Raw genomic sequence first — 23,843 nt, 5'->3', positions numbered from 1 at the left:
GTGCTGCGCTCGGGCTCACAGGTGGTGGGCCCACGGAGCCGGTCCCGACGCGCCGCGCCAGCGACGTGGCGGCCGTGCACCGGGGATCGAGCCCCACGGGGCCCACACCGTCGGAAGCCGCCTTCGGGCGGCTTTCGTCGTTGTCGGCCCCGTGCTGCGCTCGGCCTCCGCGGGAAACCGCGGTCTTTTCGGGCGAGCGGGGCCAGACGCGTCGCGATGCGACCGAGACGACCGTGTTCTCCGACGCGCGCCGACGATGACGCGTCAGCCAGCCGACGGCCCCGCGTACGCGACACCCCAGGTGCCGCTCCACGTCTCGCCCTCGTCGAGCCAGCGCAGGCTCTCGCCCGAGGCCAGCGCGTTCGCGGGTGCGGTCATCGGCTCGGCGGCGAACGCCAGCCCGGTCACCCCGCGGCGCGGGAAGTTCCGCGGCGTGAAGATCTGCACGTACTCGAACGAGGCGTCCTGCCACATCGTGGTGCTGGAGCCGTCCGGCGCCTCGAGCCGGGTGCGCCGCACGCCGTGCTCGTCGGCGGCCACGTCGCGGTAGCAGGCGTCGATGTCGAGCTCGCCGAGGAGCGGCGACGACGTCAGGTCGAACGGGGTGCCCGCGACCGACGTCGTTCCGACCGGGATGCTCCTCACGTTGAGCTCGTACCGCGTCGCAGCATCGAGCGTGACCCGGAGCGTCGCCGGATCGTGGTCGCCGACGCGGAAGAAGGGGTGCGACCCGATCGCGAACGGGGCCCGACCGGGGCCGCGGTTCGTCACGGTGTGGGTGACGCGGAGGCCGTCGGCCGTGAGCTCGTGCCGCACCGTCGTGTCGAGCCGGAACGGCCAACCGTGCTGCGGGAACACCGTGGCCGCCTGCGTGACCGCGTGCTCCTCGACCGACACGGGCCGATAGGCCGTGTACCGCAGGAGCCCGTGGCTCGCGTTCCCCTTCGCCACCTCCGTGATGTCGAGCTGCTGCGTCTCCCCGTCGAGCGTCCAGGCACCGCCGTCGACGCGGTTCGGCCAGGGCGCGAGCGTGATGCCGCAGGCGGACGGGGGCGTCTCGTGCTCCTCGAACGTCTCGACGAGGGCGACCCCGTTGTACTCCAGTGCGCGGAGGCCTCCCGCGACCTCGGTCACGATGCCGGTGATCCGGTGCCCGTCGACGTCGAGGGCGAGGTGGTACTGCTCCCCGGTGGGCGGGTGGGCGGTGGTCTCGGTCACGCGGGGGTCTCCTCGGTCGTCGGCTGGGCATCCTGCGCGTCCGCCTCGATCACGACGAGGCCCGCAGCCCGGAGGGCGTCGACCCTCGCGGCCGAGGCGCCGGCGGTGACGAGTCCGCTGAAGAAGTCGAGCGGTGCGATCACGCCGAGGTGCGCCTCTCCCATCTTGCCGCCATCCGCGACGATGAACGAGCGGCGGGCCGTCCGGGCGAGGACCCGCTTCACCTCGGTCTCGGGGAGGTTGACGTTCGTGACGCCGCGGTCGACGTCGACCCCGGTGCAGCCGATGAAGGCGAGGTCGGCGGTGATGCCGTCGAGGACGCTCGTCGCGAGCGGGTTGACCAGCGAGTGCTGCAGCGGGCGGAGGGTGCCCCCGGTCACGATGACGGTGAACCGCGGGACGGCCCTCTCCAGGGCGAGGGCGATCGTGAGGCCGTTGGTGACGATCGTCACGTCGACCAGGTCGGTGCGCTCGAGCAGGGCGACGGCGATCTGCGCGCTCGTCGTGCCGACGTCGAGGACGACGCACTGCCCGGAGCGGACCATCGAGGCCGCGCGGACACCGATGGCGCGCTTGGCGTCGGCGCGCACCGTGGACTCCTCCTCGAACGGGCGCTCGACGGGCGACTGCTCGGAGGACATCGCGCCGCCGTGCACCCGCACCACCCGGCCGGTGGCCGCGAGCGCGTCGAAGTCGCTTCGGATCGTCACCTCGGACGTGCCGAACTCGCGGGCGAGATCGATGGTCCGCGCGAAGCCGTGCGCCTCGACGACGCCGGCGATCTGGTCGCGGCGGCGGGCCGACACGACGAAGGCCGGCGGCTTGACCGCAGGATGCTCGTCACGACTGGTAGCCACGCCCCCAGTTTCGTATACTTTCATTTGCTTTCGCAATCCCAAGTCGGGCGCGCGAACCCGAGGAGGGACCATGAGCGGTTCACCGACCGAAGCCGTCGAGCTGTCGTCCGGTGTCGTCAAGCGATCGACCCTGCTGGCCGACGGCCGCGACCTGATCTACTTCGACGATCCCGGCACGTCGCTCTCCCCCGAGCGGAAGCCCGACGAGCGTCCCCTCGACCCGCGGCCGGAGACGGCGACGATGCGGCAGGACGTCCTCACCGGCGAGTGGGTCTCGATCGCGGCCTCGCGGCAGAACCGCGCGTTCCTGCCGCCGGCGGAGTTCGATCCGCTGGCTCCGGCGAGCGCCACGAATCCGTCGGAGATCCCCGACGTCTACGACGTGGCCGTGTTCGAGAACCGCTCCCCCTCCTTCGGCCCGCTCCTGCCGCCCGAGGCGCCGAACGCGCCGCACGATCTCGCCGATCTGGCCTCGATCGGTCTCGGCCGGACCCGGACCTCCGTCGGCCGCTGCGAGGTCGTCTGCTTCAGCCCGGAGACCTTCGGCTCGTTCGCGAGCCTCAGCGAGACCCGCGCGCGCACCGTCGTCGAGGCGTGGGCCGACCGCACCGCGGCGCTGAGCGCTCTGCCGGGCATCCAGCAGGTGTTCCCGTTCGAGAACCGCGGCGAGGCGATCGGGGTGACGCTCCACCACCCGCACGGTCAGATCTACGCCTACCCCTACGTCACGCCGCGCACCGCCCGCCTCCTCACGAGCATCGAGCAGTACGGCCCCACGCTCTTCGCCGACGTCCTCGACAGCGAGCGGAACGGCCCGCGCGTCGTCCTCGCCGGGGAGCACTTCACGGCGTTCGTCCCGTTCGCCGCGCGCTGGCCGGTCGAGATCCACCTGCTGCCGCACCGTCACGTCGCGGACTTCGCGGGGCTGACCACCGAGGAGCGCGACGAGCTCGCGGTGCTGTACCGGCGGCTCCTGCGCGGCGTCGACGCCCTCTACGACGACCCCACGCCCTACATCGCCGCATGGCACCAGGCCCCGGTGGGCACCGGGCGCGACACCGTGCGGCTCATGCTGCAGATCACCTCGCCGCGGCGCGCGGCGACGAAGCTCAAGTACCTGGCGGGGTCCGAGGCGGCGATGGGAGCCTGGATCGGCGACCTCGTCCCCGAGACCTCCGCCGCCCTGATCCGAGAGGCCATCGACCGCGCATGACATTCACCGACATCTTCGACACCGACGTCGTGGGCCGCTGGGCCGCTCCCGGCCGCGTCAACCTGATCGGCGAGCACACCGACTACAACGACGGGTTCGTGCTGCCGCTCGCCATCGACCGCCAGACCACCGTGACGGTGGGGCGCCGGAGCGACCGGCTCCTCCGGGTCGCCTCCTCCTTCGAGGACGGCGTGCAGGAGGCGTCGCTCGACGCGCTCGATCCGGCCGCCCTCGCAGGCTGGTCGGCCTACGTGCACGGTATCGCCTGGGCGCTGGGCGAGGGCGCACGGGGCGTCCCCGCGAGCGACCTCTCCGGGGCTTTCGGCCTCGACGTCTTCGTCGAGTCGGACGTCCCCGTCGGGGCCGGCCTCTCGTCGTCGGCCGCGCTCGAGTGCTCCGTCGCCGTCGCGATGAACGACCTCTGGGAACTGGGCCTCGACGGCCCCGCCCTGGCCAAGATCGGGCAGCGCTCCGAGAACGACGCCGTGGGCGCCCCGACCGGCATCATGGATCAGTCGGCGTCCCTCCTCGGCCGGGTCGACTCCGCCGTCTTCCTCGACTGCCGGAGCCTCGACGCCGAGGTCATCGATCTCGGGTTCGCCGCCGCCGGGCTGGAACTCCTCGTGATCGACACGCACGTCGAGCACGCGCACGCGACCGGCGGGTACGTGGCCCGCCGCGCCTCCTGCGAGCGGGGCGCCGAGGCGCTCGGCGTCTCGTCCCTGCGCGACCTCGGTGTCGACGACCTCCCCCGAGCCGCCGAGGTGCTCGACGACGAGACGTTCCGCCGGGTGCGCCACGTCGTGACCGAGAACCAGCGCGTCCTCGACACCGTGCGGACCCTGCGGCTCGAGGGGCCCGGAGCCATCGGCTCGCTCCTCGACGCCTCGCACGTCTCGATGCGCGACGACTTCGAGATCTCCGTGCCGGAACTCGACCTGGCCGTCGCGACGGCTCAGGCCACCGGGGCCGTCGGAGCCCGGATGACCGGCGGCGGCTTCGGCGGCGCGGCCATCGCGCTCGTGCCGACCGACCTCCGCGAGGCCGTCTCCGCGGCCGTCGTCAGGGCGTTCGCCGACGCCGGCTTCACCGCGCCGACGCTCTTCGTGGTGCACGCCGCCGAGGGCGCCCGCCGCACGGCGTAGCCGGTCAGGAGGCGCGCTCCGCCGCCTCCACCACGTTGGCGAGCAGCATGGCGCGGGTCATCGGCCCGACGCCGCCGGGGACCGGCGACAGGTAACCGGCGACCGCGGCCACCTCCGGGTCGACGTCGCCGCGGAGGCGGTAGCGACCGGTCTCCTCGTTCAGGACGCGCGTGATGCCGACGTCGATCACCGCGGCTCCTGGGCGGACCCAGTCGGCCTTGACGAGGCCGGCGACACCGGCCGCCGCGACCACGATGTCGGCCCGCCGCACCTCGGCGGCGACGTCGACCGTGCGCGAATGGGTCAGCGTGGCCGTCGCCTCGAGGCGGGTCAGCAGGAGCCCCAGCGGACGCCCCACGGTGAGCCCCTGCCCGATGATCGTCACGTGACGCCCCCGGATCGGGATGTCGTACGCCTGGAGCATCTGCACGATGCCGCGCGGGGTGCACGGCAGCGGCGTGTCGATGGAGCCCTTGCCGCCCGGGACGGCCAGCACGAGCTCGCCCAGGTTGACCGGGTGGAGTCCGTCGGCGTCTTTGTGGGGATCCATCAGCTCGAGCATCGCCGTCGGGTCGATGCCGTCGGGGAGCGGAAGCTGGATGATGAACGCCGTCACCCGGTCGTCGTCGTTCATCGTCAGGATCGCCCCGCGGATGTCGGCCTCGGAGGCCGTGTCGGGGAGGTCGATGCGGATCGACTCGATGCCGACCTCGGCGCAGTCCCGGTGCTTGCCCGCCACGTAGGAGAGCGAGCCGGGGTTGGCGCCGACCAGGATCGTCCCGAGCCCGGGGTGCACGCCGCGCGCCTTGAGGGCGTCGACGCGGACCCGCAGGTCGGCCTTCACCCGAGCGGCGAGGGCGGTGCCGTCGATGCGGACGGCGCTCTCCGGGTCATCGGCGACGAATCGATCCCGAGGCAGTTCGTCGGTCACGACCATCGCGCTCACGCGTAGAGCGGGAAAGCCTCGGTGAGCGACTTGACGCGCGCAGCCAGGGCCTCGATGTCGGGGTTCGGCATGAGCGTGGCGGCGATGATGTCAGCCACCTCGGTGAACTCGACGTCGCCGAAGCCGCGCGTCGCGAGGGCCGGCGTCCCGATGCGGACACCGGAGGTGACCATCGGCGGACGGGGATCCCACGGCACGGAGTTGCGGTTGACCGTGATGCCGACCTCGTGCAGGAGGTTCTCCGCCTGCTTGCCGTCGACCTCGCTCGTGCGGAGGTCGACCAGGACGAGGTGCACGTCGGTACCGCCGGTGAGGACGTCGATGCCCGCAGCCTTCGCGTCGGGGGCGACGAGGCGGGCGGCCAGGATCTGGGCTCCGCGGATCGTGCGCTCCTGGCGGTCCTTGAACTCGGGCTCGGCCGCGAGCTTGAACGCCGTGGCCTTGGCGGCGATGACGTGCATCAGCGGTCCGCCCTGCTGGCCCGGGAAGACGGCGGAGTTGAGCTTCTTGAAGAGGGGCTCGTGGTTGGAGAGGATGACGCCCGACCGCGGACCGGCGAGGGTCTTGTGGACGGTCGAGGAGACGACGTGGGCGTGCGGCACGGGCGACGGGTGGAGGCCCGCGGCCACGAGACCGGCGAAGTGGGCCATGTCGACCCAGAGGTACGCGCCGACCTCGTCGGCGATCGCGCGGAAGGCCGCGAAGTCGAGCTGGCGCGGGTAGGCCGACCAGCCGGCGATGATGACCTTCGGCTTGTGGGCGAGCGCCTGCTGGCGGACGACCTCCATGTCGATCAGGTAGGTCTTCGGGTCGACCTCGTAGGCGACCGCGTTGTAGAGCTTGCCGGAGAAGTTGAGCTTCATGCCGTGGGTCAGGTGACCGCCGTGCGACAGCTCGAGGCCGAGGATGGTGTCGCCGGGCGTGGCGATCGCCGAGAGGACGGCGGCGTTGGCCTGCGCGCCCGAGTGCGGCTGGACGTTCGCGAAGTCGGCGCCGAACAGCGACTTGGCGCGCTCGATGGCGAGGTTCTCGGCGACGTCGACGTACTCGCAGCCGCCGTAGTAGCGGCGACCCGGGTAGCCCTCGGCGTACTTGTTGGTGAGCACGGAGCCCTGCGACTCGAGGATGGCGCGCGGAACGAAGTTCTCGCTGGCGATCATCTCGAGGTAGTCGCGCTGACGACCGAGCTCCTGGCGCAGGACCTCGGCGATCTCGGGGTCGACGACCTCGAGGGGCTGGTTGAACGTCGTGGGAAGACGATCGGTGGACTGGTCGGCAATGGTCATGGAACGACTCCTCGATTACACGGGCGGATCTCGACGACAGCACTGGTCTTGGGAAAACCGGCGCGGATCGTGAGCAGCGGTGGCCCAGGCGTACGGCCACCAACCGTGCAAGTCGCTCCCCGGTGGTTGACCACCCGAACGCCAGTCGCGACCCGTCGAGCATAACAAGGGCGACGACCCCGCGGAAGCCCCGTGACCTCGAGTCACAGCCGCCTGCCGGAGCGGCCATGGAGGGCGCACAGGACGGGGACGGACACGGCGGCGACCGCCAGGTTCGCCAGCGTGAGCGACGGCCCTGTGAGACGCAGGACGGCCGTCTCGACGACGAGCAGCGCGATCTCGAGGACGAACGCGACGACGGTCGTGCCGACCATCGCGAGCGGGGCCCGCGGGTCGAACGGCACCAGGGCACCGGCGAGGGCGGCCACGCTGAGGACGCCCGCGCCGAGAGCGACCGCCTCGCCGAGGAGGAGCCCGCTGCCGGCCGCGGCTCCCGACGCCGTGGCCGCGACGGCGAGCGTTCCGAGCATCACGACGACGACCGGCGCGAGCCTCGCGAGCAGGATGCCCGGGGCGCTCCGCCCCGCCACGAGATGCAGCCACGTGACGGGGTTCGTCCGCCCCACCACCAGCTCGGCACCGCTCGCGGAAAGCAGCACGAGCACGGTCAGCCCGATCCCCGGATCGACGACGCCACCCCGGACACCGACCACGAGCGCCGCGTCGCCCACGACGGTGCAGGCCAGCGAGACGCGGGCCGTGGGGTCGCGCAGCCACTGCGCGACCTCCGTCGCGACGACCTGTGCCGCACGCCCCCGGAGCGCCGGGAGACGGAGGACGGGCCGCCCGCCCGCGAGGTAGCCGCCGGCGGGATCCGCCGCGGCGAGCGCCGACCCGACGATCACCAGGGCGAGAGCGACGAGAGCCAGTCCGCCGACGGCGAGCGGGCCGTCGGGAGCCCCGCCGCCCCAGAGGACCGCCGTGCGTCCGAGGACGGACGACGCGGCGGCCCCAGGGGAGGGATCGCCGGCCCAGCGCACCAGATCGACGAGCGCGGCCCCGGCCACGGCCGTCGCCGCGATCATCGCGAACCATCGACTCTCGTAGCCCGGGAGCCGGGCGAGCGACGCGATCCGCTGCACGACGAGCACGCCGACGGGGCAGAGCAGCGCGAACGCCGCGTCGAGGAACCCGAGGCCGAGAGCGGCGAGGACAGGAACCGGGGACAGCACTGCCAGGTACGCGATCGACCCCGCCTGCGACAGGGCGCCGAGGCCCGCGGTGACGACGGCGAACGGGAGGAACTCCGCCGCCCCGCAGCGCCAGCGTGACACCCCGACGATCCGGGCGTGGAGCGCGAGCGGCGACGACACCGGCATGACCATCGCGACGACGAGGCTGACGGCGAAGGCCGGCACGGCCAGCAGCACGGGCAGCATCGCCACGATGCGGCCCGCCGCGGCGGGGTCGTCGAGGACCGGCCCGAGGAGGCGGTCGAGCGACACGAACGTGAACGCACCGTAGCCCGCGAGGGCCAGCAGGATGCTCGCGGCGGCGACCCCGAGGCTCCTGCGCCCGCCCAGATGATCGCCGAGGTGGTTGACGCTCGACCGCAGGTGGGCGCCGATCAGGGGCCGCTCCACGAGACCCGGCGTCACCCCGGCACCGCCGCGTCGCTCGCCCCGGGGAGATCGCGGAACCCGCCCGGATCGAGCAGTTCGAAGAACCGCCTGGCGCGATCGCTCGCGGCGAGCGCCGCCTCCGAGCCGACGGCGTCGCCGAGCGACTCCCCCGGGTCGAGCTCGAGCGAGCGCGTCGCACCGCCCTCGACGATGACGGCGCCTCGGCACAGGGTCGAGGCCAGCCGGAGGTCGTGCGTCGACAGCAGGACGACGCGCCCGGTCTCGACGTAGCCGTCGAGCAGGCCGAGCACGAGGGCGTGCGACTCCGGGTCGAGTCCGCGGAACGGCTCGTCGAGGACGAGGAGCTCCGGCCCGTGGAGGACGTTCGCGAGGAGCTGCGCCTTGCGCTTCATGCCGTGGCTGTACTCCTTCAGCAGTCGGCGCTCGGCGCCGCGCATGTTGAGAGCGGAGAAGAGCGCGGCCAGTCGCGCGGCGTCGACGTGGACTCCCCGGAGGGACGTCATCAGGCGGACGAACTCGGCCCCCGTCAGGAGCTCCGGAAGCGGGAGGTCGTCGGCGCAGAAGCCGACCGCCCAGCGCTGCTGATCGACGAGCGGGACGCCGTCGAGCTCCACAGAACCCGACGAGCGGGGAACCAGCCCGAGGAGCGAGTGCAGCAGGGTCGACTTGCCGGAGCCGTTCGCCCCGATCAGCGCCGTGATCCGGCCCCGGGGCGCCTCGAACCCGACCCCGCGGAGGACGGGCGCGCGACGCCGGTAGCCGACGGTGAGATCGGCGACGACGAGACCGTCGCTCACGGGGTGCTCCCCTCGGGAGCCAGGGCCGCGAGCAGGGCTCGCCCGTCGGCGGCGGACGGCGCGAGGGACAGGAGGTGCGCGGCGAACGGGAGGCACAGGGCCCCGCACAGGAGCGCCGACGACCCCGCTCCGGGGACGGCCGCGAACAGCAGGAGCCCCGACGCCGCTCCCGCAAGAGGACCGGCGACCGTCGTGGCGACGTCGAACCGCACGGGCAGGCGCGGGCGTCGGACGCCCGCCCGTCGCCAGCCGCCGACCGGAACCACCTCTCGGCGGGTTCGGCACGCCGCCCACCGCCAGGCGCACGCCGCGTGCGCCCACTCGTGGACGAGGACGCTCCCGGGCAGCAGGACGGCGAACGCGAGGACGGGGCCGGCGGCGGCGCGACCGCCGAGCGCCCCGAACAGGAGGCCGACGGGCACGACCGTGACGGCCAGGAGGCCGGACAGTGCCAGCGTGACACGCCAGGTCGCCGCCCAGGCGACGCGGAAGGGCCAGACGATCACCCGCCGACCTCCCCGCGCGACGCGCCCGCCCCGGAGTCGGCTGACGGACGCCTCGCGCCTCGGAGCCGGGCCGCCACGAGGACGGCGAGCAGCCCTCCGGCGCAGGCCGCGAGCAGCGACGGGAACAGGATCCCGTCGCCCGACTCCGCTCGGATCACCCCGTCGCGGACGGCGACGGCGATGACCGGATCGATGACGGTCGGCAGGGCCGTAGTCGCCGTCCGCCAGACGGCGAAGCCGGCCGTGCAGGCCGTGAGGACGGCGCCGACGAGGCCGCCGACCACCAGGCCGACGACACCCCAGAGGACGAGTCGGGCCCGCCGCGCTCCGGGTGGGCCTTGGTGAAGGTGTGCAGCGCTCACGGCTCAGCGCTTGCAGGCGATCTGCACCTCGAAGAGGGAGGTCTTCGCGTACCACTCGAAGTTCATCCCCTTCTGCGAGCAGAAGATCAGGACGGCGACGCTCATCGCGGCGGCGAGCGCCAGGAGGACGATGACCGCGACGAAGAACAGGACCACGGGCGCGACCCCATTTTCGACGGCGCGCTCGCGGGCGCGGGCGACGACGTCGACCGGGTCGACGGAGAGCAGTCGGACGATACCCGGGAGGAGAGGGGCTCGTACGGGAGCGAGGAGGGACATCGGTGTTCCTTTCGTGGGAGGAGACTCCACTGTCTACCATGCGACATATTCATGTCAAGCGAGTGTTATTCCTACCGGAGGATCCGATGGCGGACCGGATGGTCGGCCCGAATGCTCGATCCGGATGCTCGGCGCCGAGAGCTCCCGCACTCCCCCGCCGCCGGACCGTGCCACGCTGGAGGACGTGAGCATGACGATGGACGAGACCGAGCTCCGCCGGAGCACCTCCTCCGACGTGCCGTGGGTGACCCTGGTCTGGGACGACCCCGTCAACCTCATGTCGTACGTCGCCTACGTCTTCCGGAGCTACTTCGGCTTCGACCAGAAGGAGTCCGAGCGGCTCATGATGCAGGTCCACACGAAGGGGAAGGCGGTCGTCGCGACGGGCGCCCGCGAGCGCATGGAGATGCACGTCGACGCCCTCCACGGCTACGGTCTCCAGGCGACGGTGGCGAGGGCCGACGAGTGATGCCGTTCCAGCGCCGGCGCGACGGCCTGCACCTCGGGCTCGCCGAGCACGAGCGCGGCCTGCTGCGCGACCTCGTCGGGCAGCTCGTCACCCTGCTCGAGGAGGGCGACCACGCGGATCCTGCTCTCGAGCGCCTGCTCCCGCCCGGGTACACGGGCGACCGGGAGGCGGAGGAGGAGTTCCGGCGCCTGACCGTCGACGACCTCACCGAGGGCAAGGTCAGGAACGCGCGAGCCGTCCTCGCGAGCCTCGACGTCGACCGCCGGACGCCCCTCGACGCGGCGACCGAGCAGGCCTGGCTGCGCTCCCTCACCGACCTGCGACTGACGCTCGCGGCGCGACTCGGCACGACCGCCGAGGGCGTCATCGCCCCGACGAGCGACGACGGCCGCGTGCTGCACTCCGTCTACGAGTGGCTCGGCTACGTCCAGGAGGTCCTGGTCCGGAGCCTGTCGCGCTGAGCGACGCTCCAGGTCGGGGGCGTACGACGGTGGGCGTGCCCGAACCCGCCGAGAAGACCTGCCGCTCCTGCGGCCGCCGCATCGAATGGCGCGCGAAGTGGGCGAAGAACTGGGACGAGGTCGCGTACTGCAGCGACGCGTGCCGCCGGCGCAAGGTGACGCGCGTCGACCGCGACCTGGAGTCGAGCATCCTGCGCCTCCTCGACGCGAGGGCGGCGTCGTCGTCGATCTGCCCGTCGGACGCCGCCCGCGATCTCCTCCCCGACGACGAGGCCTGGCGGGAGCTGATGGAGCCGGCCCGTCGCGCCGCGAGGCGCCTCGTGGCGCGGGGCGAGGTCGAGATCACCCAGGGCGGATCGGTCGTCGACCCGTCGACGGCGAAGGGCCCGATCCGGATCCGGCGCCCGCGGCACTGACCCGCTCGTGCGGCGGTTCCCGCTACGTTGTTCGGATGCGAGGAGCCCTGCGACAGCGCCCCTGGCTGATGGCGCTCGCGATCTACGCCGCCTCGAGGGGCGTGTCGTCGCTCCTGCTCGGCACGATGTTCGCCGTCGCCACCGCGAGCGGCTGGACGTTCGCGAGCCACCGGTCGAACCCGACCTTCTTCACCTTCTCGGGCTCGTGGGACGCCTCCTTCTACCGGACCATCGCGACCCGGGGCTACCCGAGCGTCCTCCCCACCGACGCGAGCGGGAACGTCGTGCCGAACCCGTGGGCGTTCCTCCCCGTCTTCCCGGGCATCGTCCGGGCCGTCTCGACCGTCACGGGGCTGGACTTCTACCCCGCGGGCGTCCTCGTCGCGACCGTCTTCGGCGCAGGAGCAGCGCTCATGCTCTTCCTCCTGCTGCGACAGCGCGTCGACGAGCGCCGCGCCCTGTTCGCGGTCGCCCTGTTCTGCGTCGGCCCGCTCGGCTTCGTGCTCCAGACGGCGTACGCCGAGAGCACGTTCCTCTTCTTCCTCTTCGCGAGCCTCTGGGCCCTCGTCACCCGCCGCTACCTCCTCCTCGTGCCGTTCGCCGTGGTCGCGGCGTTCACGAGGCCGGGCGTGCTCGCTCTCGCCCTCGCGCTCGGCGTCCACTTCGCTGTGCGGTGGTGGCAGAGCAGGAGCCGCGGGGCACCGTTCCCGGTCGGCGACCGCGTCCGCATCGTCGTCGCCGCGGCCGTCGTCTCGGTGGCCGGCCTGGCCTGGCCGGTGATCGCCGCGCGCGCCACCGGCCGCCCGGACGCCTACCTCGACACCGAGCTCTCGTGGTGGGTCGGCTTCGTCGGTCGCCGCCACTTCGCACCGCTCACGCCCTGGTTCACGATGGCGTCGACGTATCTCGGTGCCCTGGGCATCCTGCTCGTCGCCGCCGTGATCGTGGCCGCCGCGTGGTGGCTGACCCGGCCCGGTGTGCGCTCCCTCGGTCACGAGATCGTCGGGTTCGCGGGCGCCTACCTGCTGTACCTCGTGGCCGTGTTCCTGCCGCAGCAGAGCCTCTTCCGGCTCCTGATGCCGGTCGCCCCGCTCTTCGGGGCGGAGGTCTTCTCGCGGGGCCGGAGGCGGCGCATCCTGCTGGTCGCCTCGTCGATCGCGCTGCAGGCCGCGGCCGTCGTGCTGCTCTGGTTCGTCGGGTACCCGTAGCGCCGACCCGGGGTGGGCGGTGCCCTACCCTGGACGGGTGACCGACGAACGCGACCCCGAGACGCACTGGACCCTCACGCTCGTCTGCGAGGACCGCCCCGGGATCGTCCACGCGATCAGCGGCGCCGTCGTCGACGCGGGCGGCAACATCACCGAATCGCAGCAGTTCTCCAGCCACGACACCGGCACCTTCTTCATGCGCCTCCAGGTCGTGGCAGGCATCGGGCGAGAGGCGTTCGAGGCCGCGCTCGCCCCGGTCGCCGAGCGCTACGGGATGGACTGGAAGCTCGACGTGGTCGGCCGCCCCCTCCGCACCCTGGTGCTCGCGAGCAAGGCCGCCCACTGCGTCAACGATCTGCTGTTCCGGCAGCGGGCCGGCCAGCTCCCGGTCGAGATCCCCCTGATCCTCGCGAACCACCCCGACCTGGCCGGACTGGCCGCCTTCTACGGCGTGCCGTTCGAGCACCGCGCCGTCGTCGACGCCGACTCAAAGACCGCCTTCGAACGCAGGATCCTCGACCTCGTCGACGAACACGACGTCGAGCTGGTCGTCCTGGCCCGCTACATGCAGATCCTCAGCCCCGAGCTGTGCGACGCCCTCGGCGGCCGCGCCATCAACATCCACCACTCGTTCCTCCCCGGGTTCAAGGGCGCCAACCCCTACCGCCAGGCGCACGCGCGCGGCGTCAAGCTGATCGGCGCCACGGCGCACTTCGTCACGAGCGACCTCGACGAGGGCCCGATCATCGAGCAGAACGTCGTCCGGGTCGACCACACGCAGGGGCCCGCCGACCTCATGGCGATCGGCCAGGACGAGGAGTCGCGCACCCTCACGCAGGCCGTCCGCTGGTTCGCCGAGGACCGCGTCCTCCTCGACGGGGCGCGCACGATCGTGTTCCGGTAGCCTCCAGCCGTGTACGACACCCCGAAGCGCCGCCCCGGCCGACCGGGCGGCGACCCGCGTCCCCTCCGGGGCAACGACGTCCTCCGCCTCCTGCTCGAGATCTTCGCCCTGTTCAGCCTCGCATTCTGGGGCTACTACGCCTGGCCCTGGCCCCTTCCGGCGATCTTCTTCGTCATCGGCCTGCCGGCCTTCGCGGCGGTGCTCTGGGCGCTCTTCCGCTCCCCGCGGGCCGTCGTCAAGAACGACCCCGTGGGCAAGGCGATCGTCGAGATCGCCGTGATGGGGGCGGCGACCTACACCTGGTTCAGCCTGGGCATCCCGATCGTCGGGGCCGTCTTCGGCGTGCTCGCGCTCGTGTCGGGCGTCGTCAACTTCCGTCGGGAGAACGCGTGACGACACTCGTCACGCACGCCGTCGCGCTCGACGCCACCGGCGACTCGCTCGGCGCCTGGCTCCTCCTCGACGACGACACGATCGTCGCGACCGGCACGGGTCGCGCTCCCGCCGACGAGGTCGAGACCGCCGAGGAGATCGTCGACGTCGGAGGGGCGGTCGTGACGCCGGGGCTCATCGACCTCCACGGCCACGGCGGCGGCGGCCACTCGTTCGACGGCTCGGCCGACGAGATCCGGGAGGCGCTCGCCTTCCACCGCGCGCACGGGACCACCCGGAGCGTCGTCAGCCTCGTGGCCGGCCCGCTCAACCGGCTCGGCGCCTCCCTGGAGCAGATCCGGCGAGTGGCCGACCGCGACCCGCTCGTCCTCGGGGCGCACCTGGAGGGGCCGTTCCTGTCGCCGGACAACCGCGGCGCCCACGACCCGCACTTCCTGGCGGCGCCGACGCCGGAGAACGTCGAGGCCCTGATCGAGGCGGGCACGGGCATCCTGCGCGTCGTCACCCTCGCGCCCGAGCTGCCCGGCGCCCTCGAGGCCGTCGAGCGCTTCGTCGCAGCCGGCGTCACCGTCGCCGTCGGGCACACGGTCGCGACGGCCGAGGACGCCGCTCTCGCCTTCGACCGCGGCGCGACGCTGCTCACCCACGCGTTCAACGCGATGCCCGGGATCCACCACCGCGCACCCGGGCCGGTCGTCGCGGCCGTCGAGGATCGTCGTGTGACGCTCGAACTGATCCTGGACGGCGTGCACGTGCACCCGAGCGTCGCCGCGCTGCTGATGCGCGAGGCGCCCGACCGCGTGGCGCTGATCACCGACGCGATGGCCGCGGCCGGCGCGGCCGACGGCGACTACGTCCTCGGCTCGCTCGACGTGCGGGTCGACGGCGGTGTGGCCCGCCTGCGGGGCAGCGACACCATCGCGGGATCGACCCTCACGCAGGATGCGGCCCTCCGGTTCGCCATCGACCGGGCCGGGATCTCCCCTCGCGACGCCGTCGCGGCCCTGACCCGCACCCCGGCGATCGCCCTCGGCCTCGGCGATCGGCTCGGCCTCCTCGCGCCCGGGCACGCCGCCGACCTCGTCGTCTGGAACGACGACTGGACGGTGCGTTCGGTCTGGGGTGCGGGGCGGCGTCTCGCCGTGTGACTCCACGTTTGGCCACGCTGGGCGAAGGTGAGCGGCGTGTCGTGGAGTCTCGCCGGGCATGCGTGCGGGCTCGCCCCGCGTGACTCCACGTTTCGCCACGCTGGGCGAAGGCGAGCGGCGTGTCGTGGAATCTCGCCGGGCATGCGTGCGGGCTCGCCCCGCGAGGCTCCACGTTTCGCCACGCCGGGCGAAGGCGAGCGGCGTGTCGTGGAGTCTCGCCGGGCGGGGACCGGGCGGGGACCGGGCGGGACGCGCCCGGCGCGGCGTCCGACGCCGCGCGGGCCCTGTCCCCCGTGCCATGATCGGGTCATGACAGCGAAGTCGGTCCTCGTCCTCGGGGGCACCGGGCAGATCAGCGCCGCGTGCGTGCGCGAGGCCGTCGGCCGGGGCATCGCCGTGACGGTCGTGAATCGCGGCTCCACGAGCATCCGGCCGCTTCCCGACGGCGTCGAGACGGTGATCGCCGACGTCCGCGACGACGTCGGACTGCAGCGGGCGCTGCGGGGTCGACGGTTCGACAGCGTCGTCGACTTCCTCTCGTTCACGCCCGAGCAGGTCTGCGCCGCCGTCGCCGCCGTCGTCGATCGCACCGACCAGTTCGTCTTCGTCAGCTCGGCCTCGGCCTACCAGAAGCCTCCCTCGCGACTCCCGATCGCCGAGACGACGCCGCTCTTCAACCCGTTCTCGGCCTACGCGCGCGACAAGATCGCCTGCGAGACGGTGCTCCGCGACGAGCACGCGCGCAGCAGGATCCCGGTTACCGTCGTCCGACCTTCGCACACCTACGACCGGACGCACGTGCCGCTCCTCGGCGGTTGGACGGCCGTCGACCGGCTCCGCCGGGGTCGTCCGATCGTCGTCCACGGCGACGGCACCTCGCCCTGGGCGATCACCCACGCCGACGACTTCGCCCGGGCCTTCGTGCCGCTCCTGGGTTCGCCCGCAGCTCTCGGAGAGGCCTTCAACATCATGTCGACGGAGCTCCTCACCTGGAACAGGATCGCGCTCGATCTCGCCGACGCCGCAGGAGTCACGGCGCCTCACCTGGTGCACCGGACCACCCACGACCTCGCCGCGAGCGCACCGCAGTGGGACGCCGACCTCCGGGGAGACCGCAGCCATCCGGCCGTCTTCGACACGACGAAGATCCTGGCGCACGTGCCCGGCTGGGCACCCCGGATCCCGTTCGCTCTGGGAGCCCGACAGATCGTGGACTGGTTCGACGCGGATCCGTCGCGACGGGTCGTCGACCCGGAGGTGGACGCGCTGTACGACCGCCTGACGGCCTGAGGGCCTGACGTCTCGATGGCCTGAGGGCCTGAGGGCCTTACGTCTTGACCGCCTGACCGCCCGCGTGAGGCACGCCCGTACCCCGGCCCGGGGGACGTGTCCCCCGAAGATGCGACTGCGCGGGCATCCTGCGCTCACCTAGCCTGCTCACATGAAGCCTGAGCAGCGTGGAGCGTGGGAGAGGGTGGCGATCGCCTCCGGGATGATCGGCGGCGTCTTCCTGATCGCGGCCTTCACGCTCATGCTCACGACGGCACCGATCCTGGCAGCGGCAATCTGCCTTCCGGTCGGCTTCTTCGGGCTTCTCTTCGGCATCGTCCTGGCCCTCCTCCTCCGCCGCGGCGTCGCAGCCGACACGTGGCCGAGGTCCGGTCGGAACGTGTCGCGCTAGCGGGCCCTACCCCGGCAGCGATCGCACCCCCTCCCGCCCCAGGGCGACGAGGGGGTGTGCTGCGTCGTGCCGACGAGGGTGCGCAATCCGACCGTGACCGAACGAAGAGGTGCGCCGCGACGGATTTGTCACTACTTTGGGGGATACCCACCCGAATGGAACCCGAATCCGCATGCCCAGAATCCCGAATCCCCTCCTGCCCGCGCGCCCGCTTGCGGCCGAGCCCTCCGCCCGAACCGGTCGCGCCCGCCGCCGTCTCGCCCTCGTGGTGACGCCGCTCCTGGCCGCCCTCGCCCTGACCGTCGGCATCGGCGCTCCCGCCCAGGCCGCCCCGATCGACTCCGCGATCACCAACGTCGTGGTCACCCCGACGAACCCGAAGCAGGGCTCGCAGTTGACCACGCGCATCGACTGGTCCGTGCCCGACAGCACGAAGGCGGGCGACACGTTCACCCTGACGCTGTCGACCCACCTCGACAACCTGCCCGCGGGCTTCACCCTGAAGGACCCCGCGACCGGCGCCGTCGTCGCCACGGCGGTCCTGACCGGCACCTCACCCAAGGTGATCACGTTCACGATGACGTCCTACGCGTCCACGCACCTCAACACGCGGGGCAGCGCCTACATCACGTCCGACTTCAACGGCGGCTCGACGCCCTCGAACGTCGCGACGCCCTTCACGTTCACCACCGGTGACAACCGCTCGTTCACGACCGACGTCACTCCGACCGGCGGACCGCGCGACTACAGCATGCCGTCGAAGTACGGTTCGTTCGCCCGCGCCGACCAGGGCCGCGACAACGGCACCGACTTCCTCATCTACCGCCTCGACACGCCCGTCGGCCCCTTCGACTCCGCCGTCACCACCGACACCGTGCCGGCCGGCCAGAACTGGGCCTTCGACTGCGGCACCCTGACCTTCGCGGACGAGACCCCCAACGGTGCCGGCGGAGTGACTCCCGGAGCCGCGGCCACGCCGACCACCTCCTCCTGCAGCACCACGGCGCTCAGCGTCACCTGGCCCGCTCAGGTCGACGGCCACCTCTACCGCGCGCGCATCGCCGTGTCCCTCACGACGCCGATCCCGGCGGACGCCCCCGCGCAGACGTTCCTCAACACCGCGCAGGTGGCGACGACCGTCGGTGCCTCGACGATCACCGCGTCCGCTTCGGCCTCCAACACGCAGGCCACCGCGGGCGGCACCGGTGTCGGCACCAACCTCACACCGACGGTCCGTATCGTCAAGGGCGACGTCCGGGGCAATGCCGCGGACACCGCGGCCACGGCCGCGACCCTCGGGACCGCAGGAGCCACGGGCCTCGTGTACACCGTCACCAACACCGGTACCGAGCCGCTCACCGACCTCGCGGTCACCGACGCGGTCATCGCGAACGGCACCGTGAACGGTCTGAGCTGCGACTTCTCGGCGCTGGGCGGCCCCCGCACCGGGACCACCTGGGCCGGACCGCTCGCCGTCGGCGCCAGCTTCCCCTGCACGGCCGCCCTGACCGGCGTCGTCCCCGGGAGCACCGACCACCACGACGTCGGGACCGTCACCGGCCGCGGCGCCACCTCCGGCACGGCCGTGACGGCGTCCAACGCCTACTTCGCCCGCGTCGCCACCGTGGCCGTGGTCCCCGCCGCGCAGACGCCCGCGTCCACGGTCTCGGCACCGGCGCCCACCGCCCTGGCCTACACGGGCTCGGACGCGACCGTGCCGCTGATCGCCGGAGGCGCGTTCCTCGCCCTCGGCCTCGGCCTGGTGGTGGCTGCGCGTCGGCGTCGCCTGAGCTGAGCCGACACCGTCGGAAAACGCGGTCTTCCGGGTCGTTCCTCGCGCGAGAGCGTCGGGATCGGCCGGAAAGACCGCGTTTTCCATTCCAGGCGGCGGCGCGGCGCCGCGCCGCCCTCAGAACCGCGTGACGACGCTCCCCGTCACCACGGGCAGCGCCGGCCCGCCCCGCCCGTCGGCGATCACCGCGATGCTCGCCCACTTGTCGAGGGTGGTGCACGGGTGCGAGATCCCGAGCCGCACCAGGTCGCCCACCGCGAGCTCGGAGCCGACGGGGAGTCGCACGAACGCGTGCTGGTCGTTGAGGGCCGTGACGACCGCGCCCTCGACGGCGTCCGAGACCGGTCGGTGCTCCCCGTCCACGAGACGGTAGGCCCGGACCGGCAGCGGCATCCCCTCGTCGTCGGAGGTGTCGCGGCGACCGACGTTGAGGAGCGCGAGGGTCGGCTCCGGCCGGGAGACGACGCTGGCCCAGAGGTCGAGCGCGGGGCGGAACGTCTCCGGCCCCGCCGTCCGGCCGAAGGGCGTGAGGCGGCGGTAGAGGTCGTGGTCGTGCGTCACGTACGCGCCGGAGCGGAGCACGACCCGGGTGCGGGCACCTCGCACGCCCTCGGGGTCGTGCCGGAACCCGAGGGCCTCGACGACACGGTCGAAGTAGACGCTGCCTCCTGCGGTCACGATGACGTCGCCGCCGCGCGCGAGCCAGTCGGCGAAGGCGTCGCCGTCGAGGACGTCGCGGAACTCGATGAGCGAGGCGAGGTAGTCGTCGATGAGCTGCAGAGCGGAGCCGTCGGTGCCGTGGCTGAGGGCGCCCTCGTAACCGGCGACTCCGGCGAGCACGAGGTTCTCCGCGGCGAGGACGGCGCGGGCGACCTCGAGCGCGACCTCGATGGTGCGGGCCCCGGTCCGGCCGCCGGGGGCGCCGAGCTCGACCAGGATCGGGAGCTGGCGCGCGGGTCCGACCCGGCCGAGGGCGTCGTCGACGAGGCGGACGCCGTCGACGGAGTCGAGCCACATCAGGACGTCGGCGCCCGGCTCGGCGAGGAGCGCGAGGGCGTCGGGGGCGAAGGTGGTTCCGGCGAGGATGATCCGTTCGACCCCGGCCTCCCGCGCGACGGCCGCCTGGTACGCGGTCGCGACCGTGATCCCCCAGGCGCCGGCGTCGAGCTGCTGCTGCCAGACCGCGGGCGCCATGGTCGTCTTGCCGTGCGGGGCGAGGTCGACGCCGGACGCTCTGCACCACTCGGACATCGTGTCGACGTTGTGCGTCAGCGCGGCCTGGTCGAGCGTGAGCACGGGCGTGGGAAGTTCCCCGAGCGGCACCGGCCACGCCCTCCCGGTGAAGGCGATCTTCGAGGGGCTGTCCGTGCCGGCGGTCATGGGATTCCTGTCGTGATCGTGTCGTGGCCGTGATCCGGTGCCGGATCGCGTGCAGTACCGTGCCCTGAGCGCCGGGTATCGACGGCGCCGCTCCGACACAGAATGGACCGCACCATGACCGACAGCAAGACCCCCGTCGTCACCGAGGGGGCTCCCACGCCGCTCACGACATTCTCGCAGGGGGTCCGCAAGGGCGCGATCCTCGCCGTGTCGGATCAGGGCCCGCAGGATCCCGCCTCCGGCGCCTACCTCTTCCCGGGCGACCTGACGTCGCAGACGCGGCGCACGCTCGACAACGTCCGGGCCGTCGTGGAGGCGGCGGGCGGGTCGTTCGAGGACGTCCTGTCGCTCCGGGTCTTCCTCACGACGCGCAGCGACTTCCCGGAGATGAACGCCGCGTACGCCGACTACCTCGAGGCGAACGTGCCGTCCGGGGTGTACCCGACGCGCACCACGGTGTTCGTCGAGCTGCCGAACGAGGCCATGCTCGTCGAGATCGACGCGCTGGCCGTCCTCGGCTGAGAGAGGGAGGGTCGTCAGCGACCGCTGACGATCAACGACCGCTGACGATCACCGTCTTCCGCGACCACTCGGCCGATCCCAGCTGGTCGACCATGAAGCGGGCGACGTCGGCGCGCGGGACGCGGCCGGTCCCCGAGAAGCTCTCGACCGTCAGGAGCCGCCCGGTCGCGGGAGTGTCGACGAGTCGCGTCGGGTAGGCGAGCGTCCAGTCGAGCGGCGACTCGCGCACGGCCCGGTCGGCGATCTCCTTGGCGTCGTAGACCGCCCCGAGGACGGTGCGGAAGAAGAGGCGCGGCAGCGCGCCGGCGTCGTCGGCCGTGTCGCCCACGCCGAAGGCGGAGCAGACGACGAGCCGTCGCACCCCGGCCTCGACGGCCGCGGGCACCAGGACGGACGTCGACTCGGCCTCCACGGGGCGGCGGAGGTTCCGCGACCCGAGAGCGTTGAGGATCGCCTCCTGCCCGTCGACCGCCTTTTGGACGTCGGCCTCGGAGGTCGCGTCGCCGACGATCACCCGCACCCCGTCGACGTCGCCCAGCGCGGCCGGGTCGCGGACGAGCGCGGTGACCTCGTGCCCCGCGGCGAGCGCGCTGGTCAGGACGAACCGGCCGGTGCCTCCGGTCGCTCCGAGAACGAGAACTCGCATGCTGTGCCTCCCACGGTGTCGATCCAGCCAACCACGACCGGCTCTCCGGCGGGCAGGAAGACGCCGCCCGGCGTCACTCGAACCGCTGCCAGGCCGGCTTGTGGGCGTAGGTGTAGCGGTAGTAGTCGGCCAGGGTCAGCTCGGCGGCGGCCGCTTCGTCGACGACGATCGTCGCGTGCCGGTGGAGCTGCAGCGCCGATCCCGGGCAGAGGGCCGACAGCGGACCCTCGACGGCCGCCGCCACCGCCCGGGCCTTGTCCGGCCCCTGGGCCACGAGCACGACCCGGCGCGCGTCGAGGATCGTGCCGAGCCCCTGGGTCAGGCAGTGCGTGGGGACATCGTCGGGGTCGTCGAAGAACCGCGCGTTGGCCCGACGCGTCTCGGGCGCGAGGGTCTTGATCCTGGTCCGCGACGCGAAGGACGACGTCGGCTCGTTGAAGCCGATGTGCCCGTTGGCCCCGATCCCGAGGATCTGGATGTCGACGCCGCCGGCGGCCGCGATGTCGTCGTCGTAGCGCTGCGTCGCCGCCTCGAGGTCCGCGGCGCGACCGTCGGGCACGTGCACCCTGGCGGGATCGAGACCGAGCGGCCCCGTGACGTCGCGGGCGATGACGGAGGCGTACGACTCCGGGTGCTCGAGCGGGATCCCCACGTACTCGTCGAGGGCGAAGCCGGAGACTCCCGTCAGATCCAGCTCGCCCGCCCGGACGCGCTCCGCGAGCGACCGGTAGATGCCGAGCGGAGACGAGCCCGTGGCGAGGCCGAGGACGGCGTCGGGCTTCGCGCGCACGACGGAGGCGATGAGGGAGGCGGCCACGCGGCCGACCTCGTCGGGCGTGGGCAGGATGATGATCTCCACCGGGTGGGGTCCTTTCGACGGGGCGACGGGGCGGGGCGAGCGACGGGACGGGCGACGGCTCGCCCCGCGCGTCACGGGGCGATAGTGGCGGTGACCTCGGCCATGTAGGCGGCCCGCTCCTCGCGGGTGGACGGGCGGCCCTCGATCCCGGGTCGCTTCTGCCAGGGCAGAGGACCCGCGGCGTGCCGGTACTCGACGCCGATCGCGTCGAGCCGGGAGAGGTGCGCCTCGAGGCGCGGCGCGAACTCGGAGAAATCGCGCGTCCGCGTCGTCCAGACCGCCTCGGCGAGTGCCGAGAGCCGCGGGAACACGAGGTAGTCGAGGGTGCGCGGCGAGTCGATGTGCTCGGTCCAGATGTTGCCCTGGCCGCCCAGGACGTGCCGGGCCTCCTCGTCCGTCAGCTCGGCGGGCACCGGTTCGAACGCGTAGACGTCCTCGACCGTGAGCGGGATCGCGACGGGGATCGGCTCGTCCGGGTCGGTCGACTGCCGGTAGTCGAGGTAGACCTGGTCGTCGGGGCAGGCGACGACGTCGTGCCCGCGACGGGCGGCGACGACGGCACCGGTCATGCCGCGCCACGAGGCGACGGTCGCGCTCTCCGCGAGCTCGCCCTCCAGGATCTCGTCCCAGCCGAAGAGGCGCCGGCCGCGGGCGGTGATGTGGTCGTCGAGGCGGCGGATGAACCAGGTCTGCAGCTCCTCCTCCGTGTCGAGCGACCGCGCACGCATCAGCTGCTGCGTGCGCGGGTCGTCGCGCCACCGGACCTTGGGGCACTCGTCACCGCCGACGCCGATGTACCGGCCGGGGAAGAGGTCCATCACCTCGTCGAAGACGTTCCGGTAGAACTCGACCGTGGTCTCCTCCATCGACAGGACGTCCTCGATGATGCCCCAGCGCGTCCCGACCGCGAGCTGCTCGGTCTCGCCGCCGACGCCGAGGAACGGGTAGGCCGCGATGGCCGCCTGCGAGTGCCCGGGCACGTCGATCTCGGGGACGACGTCGATGTGCAGCGCCGCCGCGTAGGCGACCACCTCGCGGATGTCGTCCTGCGTGTAGAAGCCGCCGTGCGGCCGGCCGTCGGCAGGAGCATCGGGCCCGACGCCGACCTGCGACTCCGTGCGCCACGCCCCGATCTCGGTCAGCCGCGGGTAGCGGAGGATCTCGATGCGCCACCCCTGGTCTTCGGTCAGGTGCCAGTGCAGCGTGTTGAGCTTGTGCAGCGCCATCAGGTCGAGGAACCGCAGCACGTCGCGCTTCGGGAGGAAGTGCCGGGCGACGTCGAGCATCGCCCCGCGCCAGCCGAACCGCGGAGCGTCGACGATCGACACGGCGGGAACGGTCCATTCGACTCCCGCCACGAACGCCTTCCGGTAGATGGCGGCCGGCAGGAGCTGCACCAGGGTCGTGACCCCGTGGAACACGCCGGCGGCGTCGCCGCCCCGCACGACAACGCCGTCCGGGGTGACGTCGAGCCGGTACTCCGACGGTCGGAGCTCGGGGGCCAGCCCGAGGTCGATGACCGGGCCGGAGCCACCGGCCGCCGAGGGCAGCGGCAGGCCGGTGGCCGGGCGGAGCGCGCCCTGGAGCCACGCGACGGTGCCGGCCAGCGGCTCCGGCGCGATGATTCGGGTGTTCAGGTCGAGCGTGAACACCCCGGTGCCCTCGACGAGCGAGGTGGGGGCGGGGACGAGTGCGATCACGGGGCTATCCCT

General features: G+C 72.7%; 26 protein-coding genes and 1 riboswitch. Of the genes, 13 read left to right on the top strand and 13 right to left on the bottom strand.

The window, feature by feature from the left end; genetic code table 11:
- Positions 1–264: 264 nt before the first annotated feature.
- Positions 265–1,218, bottom strand: a complete 954-nt coding sequence (locus AS850_RS02075; protein ID WP_119867621.1) for an aldose 1-epimerase family protein — start codon at positions 1,216–1,218, stop codon at positions 265–267.
- A complete protein-coding gene (locus AS850_RS02070) occupies positions 1,215–2,075 on the bottom strand; it encodes a DeoR/GlpR family DNA-binding transcription regulator (RefSeq protein ID WP_236940798.1) in 861 nt (286 codons plus the stop codon). Before AS850_RS02070 ends, AS850_RS02075 begins: the two co-directional genes overlap by 4 nt.
- Before the next feature lie 70 nt (positions 2,076–2,145).
- Here AS850_RS02070 and galT point away from each other — a divergent pair, with 70 nt between their 5' ends.
- Both galT and galK read left to right on the top strand, forming a co-directional pair.
- The gene (gene galT / locus AS850_RS02065) at positions 2,146–3,288 is read left to right on the top strand and encodes a galactose-1-phosphate uridylyltransferase (RefSeq protein WP_119867619.1); all 1,143 of its coding nucleotides are present in this window, start codon (positions 2,146–2,148) and stop codon (positions 3,286–3,288) included.
- On the top strand, positions 3,285–4,433 hold the full coding sequence (gene galK, locus AS850_RS02060; protein ID WP_119867618.1) for a galactokinase: 1,149 nt from the start codon (positions 3,285–3,287) through the stop codon (positions 4,431–4,433). Before galT ends, galK begins: the two co-directional genes overlap by 4 nt.
- 4 nt (positions 4,434–4,437) lie before the next feature.
- Here the strand turns inward: galK and AS850_RS02055 are convergent, their stop codons facing one another.
- From AS850_RS02055 to AS850_RS02030, 7 genes are all read right to left on the bottom strand, one after another.
- Complete coding sequence (locus tag AS850_RS02055; protein ID WP_119867617.1) at positions 4,438–5,370, bottom strand: bifunctional methylenetetrahydrofolate dehydrogenase/methenyltetrahydrofolate cyclohydrolase; 933 nt, start codon at positions 5,368–5,370, stop codon at positions 4,438–4,440.
- A 5-nt stretch (positions 5,371–5,375) separates the two neighbouring features.
- Positions 5,376–6,665: a serine hydroxymethyltransferase gene (glyA, locus tag AS850_RS02050; RefSeq protein ID WP_119867616.1), complete on the bottom strand. Its 1,290-nt coding sequence runs from the start codon at positions 6,663–6,665 to the stop codon at positions 5,376–5,378.
- Positions 6,666–6,740: 75 nt separating this feature from the next.
- Positions 6,741–6,824: riboswitch (ZMP/ZTP riboswitch) on the bottom strand.
- A 44-nt stretch (positions 6,825–6,868) separates the two neighbouring features.
- Positions 6,869–8,323: a hypothetical protein gene (locus AS850_RS02045; RefSeq protein WP_119867615.1), complete on the bottom strand. Its 1,455-nt coding sequence runs from the start codon at positions 8,321–8,323 to the stop codon at positions 6,869–6,871.
- Entirely contained in the window at positions 8,320–9,105 is a 786-nt protein-coding gene (locus AS850_RS16410; protein ID WP_164088358.1) for an ATP-binding cassette domain-containing protein, read from the bottom strand. Before AS850_RS16410 ends, AS850_RS02045 begins: the two co-directional genes overlap by 4 nt.
- Positions 9,102–9,611, bottom strand: a complete 510-nt coding sequence (locus AS850_RS16405; RefSeq protein WP_164088357.1) for a hypothetical protein — start codon at positions 9,609–9,611, stop codon at positions 9,102–9,104. The genes AS850_RS16410 and AS850_RS16405 overlap by 4 nt, the downstream gene beginning before the upstream one ends.
- Positions 9,608–9,973 carry a hypothetical protein gene (locus AS850_RS02035; RefSeq protein ID WP_123955417.1) on the bottom strand — a complete coding sequence of 122 codons (366 nt, stop codon included), beginning with the start codon at positions 9,971–9,973 and terminating at the stop codon, positions 9,608–9,610. The genes AS850_RS16405 and AS850_RS02035 overlap by 4 nt, the downstream gene beginning before the upstream one ends.
- 3 nt (positions 9,974–9,976) lie before the next feature.
- Complete coding sequence (locus AS850_RS02030; protein WP_119867612.1) at positions 9,977–10,252, bottom strand: hypothetical protein; 276 nt, start codon at positions 10,250–10,252, stop codon at positions 9,977–9,979.
- A 190-nt stretch (positions 10,253–10,442) separates the two neighbouring features.
- Between AS850_RS02030 and clpS the strand changes: the two genes are divergently transcribed.
- The 10 genes from clpS to AS850_RS01980 all read left to right on the top strand — a co-directional run bounded on the left by clpS (position 10,443) and on the right by AS850_RS01980 (position 18,727).
- Positions 10,443–10,721 carry an ATP-dependent Clp protease adapter ClpS gene (gene clpS, locus AS850_RS02025; protein ID WP_119870081.1) on the top strand — a complete coding sequence of 93 codons (279 nt, stop codon included), beginning with the start codon at positions 10,443–10,445 and terminating at the stop codon, positions 10,719–10,721.
- On the top strand, positions 10,721–11,182 hold the full coding sequence (locus AS850_RS02020) for a DUF2017 family protein (protein WP_119867611.1): 462 nt from the start codon (positions 10,721–10,723) through the stop codon (positions 11,180–11,182). The genes clpS and AS850_RS02020 overlap by 1 nt, the downstream gene beginning before the upstream one ends.
- A gap of 35 nt (positions 11,183–11,217) precedes the next feature.
- Positions 11,218–11,598: a DUF2256 and DUF3253 domain-containing protein gene (locus AS850_RS02015; RefSeq protein ID WP_119870080.1), complete on the top strand. Its 381-nt coding sequence runs from the start codon at positions 11,218–11,220 to the stop codon at positions 11,596–11,598.
- Positions 11,599–11,633: 35 nt separating this feature from the next.
- Positions 11,634–12,806 (top strand): hypothetical protein, encoded by a 1,173-nt coding sequence (locus AS850_RS02010; RefSeq protein WP_119867610.1) that lies wholly within the window; start codon positions 11,634–11,636, stop codon positions 12,804–12,806.
- Positions 12,807–12,843: 37 nt separating this feature from the next.
- A complete protein-coding gene (purU, locus tag AS850_RS02005) occupies positions 12,844–13,710 on the top strand; it encodes a formyltetrahydrofolate deformylase (RefSeq protein ID WP_119867609.1) in 867 nt (288 codons plus the stop codon).
- A gap of 9 nt (positions 13,711–13,719) precedes the next feature.
- Entirely contained in the window at positions 13,720–14,103 is a 384-nt protein-coding gene (locus tag AS850_RS02000) for a YrdB family protein (RefSeq protein WP_119867608.1), read from the top strand.
- Positions 14,100–15,251: an N-acetylglucosamine-6-phosphate deacetylase gene (gene nagA, locus AS850_RS01995; RefSeq protein ID WP_119867607.1), complete on the top strand. Its 1,152-nt coding sequence runs from the start codon at positions 14,100–14,102 to the stop codon at positions 15,249–15,251. The genes AS850_RS02000 and nagA overlap by 4 nt, the downstream gene beginning before the upstream one ends.
- A gap of 309 nt (positions 15,252–15,560) precedes the next feature.
- A complete protein-coding gene (locus AS850_RS01990) occupies positions 15,561–16,541 on the top strand; it encodes an NAD-dependent epimerase/dehydratase family protein (RefSeq protein WP_119867606.1) in 981 nt (326 codons plus the stop codon).
- A 151-nt stretch (positions 16,542–16,692) separates the two neighbouring features.
- Positions 16,693–16,932, top strand: coding sequence for a hypothetical protein (locus AS850_RS01985; RefSeq protein ID WP_123955416.1), 240 nt, complete (start codon positions 16,693–16,695; stop codon positions 16,930–16,932).
- A 172-nt stretch (positions 16,933–17,104) separates the two neighbouring features.
- Positions 17,105–18,727: an Ig-like domain-containing protein gene (locus AS850_RS01980; RefSeq protein WP_119867604.1), complete on the top strand. Its 1,623-nt coding sequence runs from the start codon at positions 17,105–17,107 to the stop codon at positions 18,725–18,727.
- A gap of 114 nt (positions 18,728–18,841) precedes the next feature.
- Here the strand turns inward: AS850_RS01980 and AS850_RS01975 are convergent, their stop codons facing one another.
- Positions 18,842–20,104, bottom strand: a complete 1,263-nt coding sequence (locus AS850_RS01975; protein WP_119867603.1) for an alanine racemase — start codon at positions 20,102–20,104, stop codon at positions 18,842–18,844.
- Positions 20,105–20,218: 114 nt separating this feature from the next.
- On the opposite strand from AS850_RS01975, the gene AS850_RS01970 reads away from it, so the two are divergent.
- Positions 20,219–20,626, top strand: coding sequence for a RidA family protein (locus AS850_RS01970; protein ID WP_119870079.1), 408 nt, complete (start codon positions 20,219–20,221; stop codon positions 20,624–20,626).
- Between the two features lie 31 nt (positions 20,627–20,657).
- On the opposite strand, the gene AS850_RS01965 is transcribed toward AS850_RS01970, so the two are convergent.
- The 3 genes from AS850_RS01965 to AS850_RS01955 all read right to left on the bottom strand — a co-directional run bounded on the left by AS850_RS01965 (position 20,658) and on the right by AS850_RS01955 (position 23,831).
- A complete protein-coding gene (locus AS850_RS01965; protein WP_119867602.1) occupies positions 20,658–21,272 on the bottom strand; it encodes an NAD(P)-dependent oxidoreductase in 615 nt (204 codons plus the stop codon).
- A gap of 73 nt (positions 21,273–21,345) precedes the next feature.
- Complete coding sequence (gene nagB / locus AS850_RS01960; protein WP_119867601.1) at positions 21,346–22,131, bottom strand: glucosamine-6-phosphate deaminase; 786 nt, start codon at positions 22,129–22,131, stop codon at positions 21,346–21,348.
- A 71-nt stretch (positions 22,132–22,202) separates the two neighbouring features.
- A complete protein-coding gene (locus AS850_RS01955; RefSeq protein WP_119867600.1) occupies positions 22,203–23,831 on the bottom strand; it encodes a beta-N-acetylhexosaminidase in 1,629 nt (542 codons plus the stop codon).
- Positions 23,832–23,843 lie beyond the last annotated feature (12 nt).

This window comes from Frondihabitans sp. 762G35 (assembly GCF_002074055.1).
GTDB lineage: Bacteria > Actinomycetota > Actinomycetes > Actinomycetales > Microbacteriaceae > Frondihabitans.
Note: the sequence above shows the minus strand (reverse complement) of the source record. Positions and strands in the feature narration are given on the sequence as shown.

Coding starts and splice junctions, on each gene's coding strand:
- galT (WP_119867619.1), top strand. CDS start 2,146: ATGAGCGGTTCACCGACCGAAGCCGTCGAGCTGTCGTCCGGTGTCGTC.
- galK (WP_119867618.1), top strand. CDS start 3,285: ATGACATTCACCGACATCTTCGACACCGACGTCGTGGGCCGCTGGGCC.
- AS850_RS02055 (WP_119867617.1), bottom strand. CDS start 5,370: ATGGTCGTGACCGACGAACTGCCTCGGGATCGATTCGTCGCCGATGAC.
- glyA (WP_119867616.1), bottom strand. CDS start 6,665: ATGACCATTGCCGACCAGTCCACCGATCGTCTTCCCACGACGTTCAAC.
- AS850_RS02030 (WP_119867612.1), bottom strand. CDS start 10,252: ATGTCCCTCCTCGCTCCCGTACGAGCCCCTCTCCTCCCGGGTATCGTC.
- clpS (WP_119870081.1), top strand. CDS start 10,443: ATGACGATGGACGAGACCGAGCTCCGCCGGAGCACCTCCTCCGACGTG.
- AS850_RS02020 (WP_119867611.1), top strand. CDS start 10,721: ATGCCGTTCCAGCGCCGGCGCGACGGCCTGCACCTCGGGCTCGCCGAG.
- AS850_RS02010 (WP_119867610.1), top strand. CDS start 11,634: ATGCGAGGAGCCCTGCGACAGCGCCCCTGGCTGATGGCGCTCGCGATC.
- AS850_RS01990 (WP_119867606.1), top strand. CDS start 15,561: ATGACAGCGAAGTCGGTCCTCGTCCTCGGGGGCACCGGGCAGATCAGC.
- AS850_RS01985 (WP_123955416.1), top strand. CDS start 16,693: ATGAAGCCTGAGCAGCGTGGAGCGTGGGAGAGGGTGGCGATCGCCTCC.
- AS850_RS01980 (WP_119867604.1), top strand. CDS start 17,105: ATGCCCAGAATCCCGAATCCCCTCCTGCCCGCGCGCCCGCTTGCGGCC.
- AS850_RS01975 (WP_119867603.1), bottom strand. CDS start 20,104: ATGACCGCCGGCACGGACAGCCCCTCGAAGATCGCCTTCACCGGGAGG.
- AS850_RS01970 (WP_119870079.1), top strand. CDS start 20,219: ATGACCGACAGCAAGACCCCCGTCGTCACCGAGGGGGCTCCCACGCCG.
- AS850_RS01965 (WP_119867602.1), bottom strand. CDS start 21,272: ATGCGAGTTCTCGTTCTCGGAGCGACCGGAGGCACCGGCCGGTTCGTC.